The organism is Arcticibacter sp., assembly GCF_045629565.1.
Taxonomy (GTDB): Bacteria; Bacteroidota; Bacteroidia; order Sphingobacteriales; family Sphingobacteriaceae; genus Arcticibacter.
In genome coordinates, this window is sequence record NZ_JAZQRL010000118.1 from 1 (window position 1) to 4,565 (window position 4,565).

Here is a 4,565-nt window from a genome sequence, read left to right on the forward strand (position 1 = left end):
TTTATTCCATCTGCCGGAATAAAAGGTAACGCTCAATGATTTACGTAGTTGTAACCACCGGCCTCGTTATTAAATACAAACTAAATGGGTATATACCTCCAAACAATCCCCCCGAAATCAAGGTTTTATTAGCAAACAGATTTATAACCCAGGAAATTAAACCTTGCCCTTGTTTGCCGGTGAAGAAGAGCTGAGTTAATTAACAATTATCTTAACAAAAGTATTTATGAAAAACTACGTAGAAATGCCGACAAAAAGTCTGATTTGCTTCTCACACCTTAGATGGGATTTTGTATTTCAGCGTCCGCAACACCTATTAACCAGATTTGCTGAAAGCGCCAATGTGTACTATTTCGAGGAACCCGTTTTTGATGCAAAAGATGACGCGTATTTATCCTTGTCTCCAAGAAGCTCATCACTGACGGTCATTGTGCCTCACTTAAGGGAAGGTCTACCCGCTACAGCAGTCCATTCTACGCTGATGGCTTTACTCGATAAATTCTTTCAGAACACGGAACTACAAAACTGGACATTCTGGTATTACACACCTATGGCACTTTCATTTACGGATAAATACAAACCAAAAATGATTGTTTACGATTGCATGGACGAGCTTTCTGCCTTCAAATTTGCACCAGAGGAGCTCATTACCCTGGAACGTAAGCTTATGGCTAAAGCGGATATCGTATTTACAGGCGGACACTCCCTTTTTGAAGCGAAGAAACAGCAGCACTCCAATATTTATCCTTTTCCAAGCAGTATCGACAAAGCGCATTTTGCACAAGCAAGGAAACAAGTTGCCGAGCCAGCAGATCAAGCCGGTATAGTCGGCCCTAAAATCGGATTCTATGGCGTAATTGATGAACGATTTGACCTGGATCTAATCAGAAATATAGCAACGTTGAAACCAGAGTGGCAGATCATCCTAATTGGCCCTGTTGTTAAAATAGACGAAAGTACGCTTCCCCGCAATGAGAATATTCATTACCTCGGACAGAAATCGTACGCAGAGCTACCTGGCTATCTGTCTGGCTGGAATATGGCTTTAATTCCGTTCCAGTTAAATGAGTCTACTCGTTTTATCAGCCCAACCAAGACACCTGAATACCTTTCTGCCGGAATTCCAGTTGTTTCTACGCCAATTCGTGATGTTGTGAAGCCATATGGGATCAAAAAGCTCGTTCACATCGCGTCAACTTGCGAGGAGTTTATAGAAGCGATAGAAGCAGAGTTTACCAGGGAGAATGCAGCGGAGTGGCTTAAAGAAGTAGATGGATTCCTTAAAGACATCTCCTGGGATCAAACCTATATGACCATGTTAAAACACATTCAGGGTACGCTTAACAACGATAAGAAAATTTCTATCGCCAGTTAGTACAGCTAATCTTGTAAACGGGATATGTGAATATCCTACTTAAAACGCTGATGTTATGTTTATACCAATTATCGTCGGAATTGTGTTTATCGTGGCTATTGCGATAGCATATTCCGCTTACAAAAAGAAGCACAAGTAAATGGTGAACCTGCTGATCAAATATACCGAGCAGCAGCCTTCACGAAAATACAACTTTTGTAAACCGACAGGAAAACTGCGTGTTGTGTAAAAATAAACCGAAATAAAATTAATGTTATGAGTACGTCTAATCAAACACATGATCATCATGTAATTCAGGAATGGGTAGAGGAAAGGAAAGGAGTTCCCTCCAGAGTTAAGGGTACCGGTGAAGATGAAGATGATGGAGTTTTAAGAATACATTTCCCTGAATTTAGCAACAACAGTAATCTGGAAGAAATGGAGTGGGACGACTTCTTCGCGGACTTCGAAGCCAACAAACTTGATTTTTTGTATCAGGACAAGAAAGCGAACGGCGAGATCAGCACCTTTCATAAGTTCGTCGAGCGAAAATAGCTGCGCCGGTTTTCCGTAATCTGAATATGAGCCCTTTTTCGTAAGGGCTTTTTCATTTTTACGAACTGGTGATCTTCAATTTTTCGAGTGTACAAAAGATGAAGAAAAGGCCGCCTGGCGGCAGGAGTCGTAACGACATCCGACAGGCACCCTACCCACACCTTACCCGCACCTTACCCGGGCAAAGTCCCGCTTTGGTCCGGCTAAGATGCGGCTAATATTTGGATAATGCCGGCAGGAATTCCTACATTTTTATAACCCGGCACACACACGTTTCGGTATATTTGCAAGTACACCAATCACACCTCAATCTTGTTTTCTAAAAGTCAAGCATCCGCCATCAAACATTCTTTCTGGACAGCCTTCGGAAAATACATGAGTTTGCAACCTGGTCCATGGGGTGAAAAGATCAACTGGATCAACTACAAAACCGGTATGAGGCATCTGAACTTTAAAATGGAAGCCTTGCCCAGGGGAGCATACATTGCGATAGAGATCGCTCACCCGGATCCTGGTATCCAGGAATTAATGTTTGAACAATTTAAGGAGTTTAAGAACATTTTGAACGGCTATTTGGATGAAGACTGGGAATGGACTTTACATGGACAAGATGAGAACTACAAAGTGGTTAGTACCATCCGAAAGACACTTCCGGATGTTAGTATTTACAAGCAGGAAGATTGGCCGAAGCTGATCTCCTTCTTTAAACCAAGGATAATTGCACTTGATGCATTCTGGAACGATGTGCGGGACGGGTTTCAGCTTTTTAAATAGGCATACTTTGGGGTCTAAAGATGACCCTCAAAATTCGGCGGCTGGCTTATTGGGTAAATGTCGGATTTGCAATACATTTTCTTAGAAGTACTAACCCCTGGTGGCTACAATCGCTATGATCCTTCAGCTGAATATATGCTTCAAGTATATGCAGAAATGTCCAATTCATAAGGTAAATGTGTGTTTCTGGCTGCGATAATTGCTCGTGATCAGCAAGATGGGAATGTCAAACAGCAAAAATTTCTCAAGGTTTCAGGACGGTTATTCACATAAATAGATGCATTTTCTCACTGATAACCACGAAGTTACACGAACACGAAATTTTTTCTTTTATTAAATGTACTTGCGCTAAATTCACTTCAACAAAGCCAACAAGGATTTAACTAATAGATACAGGCCCAGCAGAGTAAAATGTCGTGACTGACAAAGGGCGAAGCCATGTAAAAAGATAAAGCCGCTCCTCTGACCGACAAATATCACCTCGGTTTTCTTCTATCAAATACTAAGCCAAACACTATATTTTTCTAACTTTTCCTATATGAACGCGCTCTACAAGCCACTAGGCATCATTGCATTTAGTCTTTTGATGTTATCCTGCACTTCATATAAGAAGTCCATTTATTTTCAGGATGTAAACCGGTCGGTTCCTTCAAAGGAACGGATCCAAAATTTCAGCCCGATCACGATCCAACCCGAAGATATCTTAGGCATAAGCATTAGTAGCCTCAATCCGGAATCTTCTGCCGTTTTTAACTTTACCTCAAATTCAGTAAACGGAACAAATGAAAATTATGGCGGCTATCTGGTTGATCAGAAAGGAGACATCCAGCTTCCGATTATCGGGAGCATAAACGTAGCTAACCTGACGACCTCGCAAATTCGTGACGAAATCAGGCTCCGGCTAATGCCGTATCTGAAAGAACCTGTCGTCATCGCAAAGCTGATCAATTTCAAGATCTCCATTCTGGGCGATGTGAGCCATCCCGGCCTCTTTAAAGTGCAAAGTGAAAAGCTCTCCATCCCTGAAGCGTTAAGCCTTGCCGGTGACCTGAATATCACAGCCTTGAGGAGACTAATGATCATCAGGGAAACCAATGGCGAACGCGAGTACATCACTGTTGACCTAAGAAAGAAAAGCTTGTTTAACTCTCCATATTATTATTTAAAAAACAACGACGTCATCTATGCGGAGGCCGGTAAAAGCAAGTTCGCAGGGTTGGATCAAACCTATCAGAGAATAGGATTGCTGCTGTCCATTGTCTCTGTAGCCGGTATCTTTCTAACCCGGTAATACAAAGATCATCTATAAACCGCTAACGCTCAAACAAACCTTATGGAAGCCAAATGGTATGCCGTGTACACCAAGTCACGTTGGGAGAAAAAAGTTGCAGATCAATTTAACAAAGCCAATATTGAAAACTACTGCCCGCTGAACCGGGTAGTGAAACAATGGAGTGATCGAAAAAAAGTTGTAGAAGAACCACTGTTTACTTCCTACGTTTTTGTGAAAATCACAGAACGTCAGATGACACAAGTGAGAATGATCATGGGGGTCGTAAATTTCGTCTATTGGCTGGGTAAGCCAGCGGTAATTTTGCCCGCCGAAATTCAGACTATTCAGGAGTTTTTGATGGACTATTTTAATGTAAAATTGGAATCTGTACCGCTACATGTGCGGGATACGGTGCGAATATTAAACGGACCCTTTACAGAGATGCAGGGGAATGTCATTTCGGTGAAGAAAAAATCGGTGAGGGTGTTGCTTCCTTCCCTTCGGTTTTTCATGACTGCCGAGGTCGAGATTGAGAATGTCGCCAAAGTTTAAATATTGCTCAGAGGAAAGATCATTTTAGATTGATATGGATCCGAAAACACCATTAAT

Annotated in this window: 5 protein-coding genes; all 5 read left to right on the forward strand. The window is 41.8% G+C overall.

Going from position 1 to position 4,565, the window contains the following annotated elements:
* The first annotated feature begins 226 nt into the window (after positions 1 to 226).
* The 5 genes from ACKI5J_RS16340 to ACKI5J_RS16360 all read left to right on the forward strand — a co-directional run bounded on the left by ACKI5J_RS16340 (position 227) and on the right by ACKI5J_RS16360 (position 4,508).
* Positions 227 to 1,375, forward strand: coding sequence for a glycosyltransferase (locus ACKI5J_RS16340; RefSeq protein ID WP_407430557.1), 1,149 nt, complete (start codon positions 227 to 229; stop codon positions 1,373 to 1,375).
* A 255-nt stretch (positions 1,376 to 1,630) separates the two neighbouring features.
* Positions 1,631 to 1,909, forward strand: coding sequence for a hypothetical protein (locus ACKI5J_RS16345; RefSeq protein ID WP_407430558.1), 279 nt, complete (start codon positions 1,631 to 1,633; stop codon positions 1,907 to 1,909).
* Between the two features lie 312 nt (positions 1,910 to 2,221).
* A complete protein-coding gene (locus ACKI5J_RS16350) occupies positions 2,222 to 2,683 on the forward strand; it encodes a DUF4268 domain-containing protein (RefSeq protein ID WP_407430559.1) in 462 nt (153 codons plus the stop codon).
* A 538-nt stretch (positions 2,684 to 3,221) separates the two neighbouring features.
* Positions 3,222 to 3,974, forward strand: coding sequence for a polysaccharide biosynthesis/export family protein (locus tag ACKI5J_RS16355; RefSeq protein ID WP_407430560.1), 753 nt, complete (start codon positions 3,222 to 3,224; stop codon positions 3,972 to 3,974).
* A 42-nt stretch (positions 3,975 to 4,016) separates the two neighbouring features.
* A complete protein-coding gene (locus tag ACKI5J_RS16360) occupies positions 4,017 to 4,508 on the forward strand; it encodes a UpxY family transcription antiterminator (RefSeq protein ID WP_407430561.1) in 492 nt (163 codons plus the stop codon).
* Positions 4,509 to 4,565: the final 57 nt, after the last annotated feature.

Excerpts from the sequence above, each read along its gene's own strand:
- ACKI5J_RS16340 (WP_407430557.1), top strand. The coding sequence starts at position 227 with ATGAAAAACTACGTAGAAATGCCGACAAAAAGTCTGATTTGCTTCTCA.
- ACKI5J_RS16345 (WP_407430558.1), top strand. The coding sequence starts at position 1,631 with ATGAGTACGTCTAATCAAACACATGATCATCATGTAATTCAGGAATGG.
- ACKI5J_RS16355 (WP_407430560.1), top strand. The coding sequence starts at position 3,222 with ATGAACGCGCTCTACAAGCCACTAGGCATCATTGCATTTAGTCTTTTG.
- ACKI5J_RS16360 (WP_407430561.1), top strand. The coding sequence starts at position 4,017 with ATGGAAGCCAAATGGTATGCCGTGTACACCAAGTCACGTTGGGAGAAA.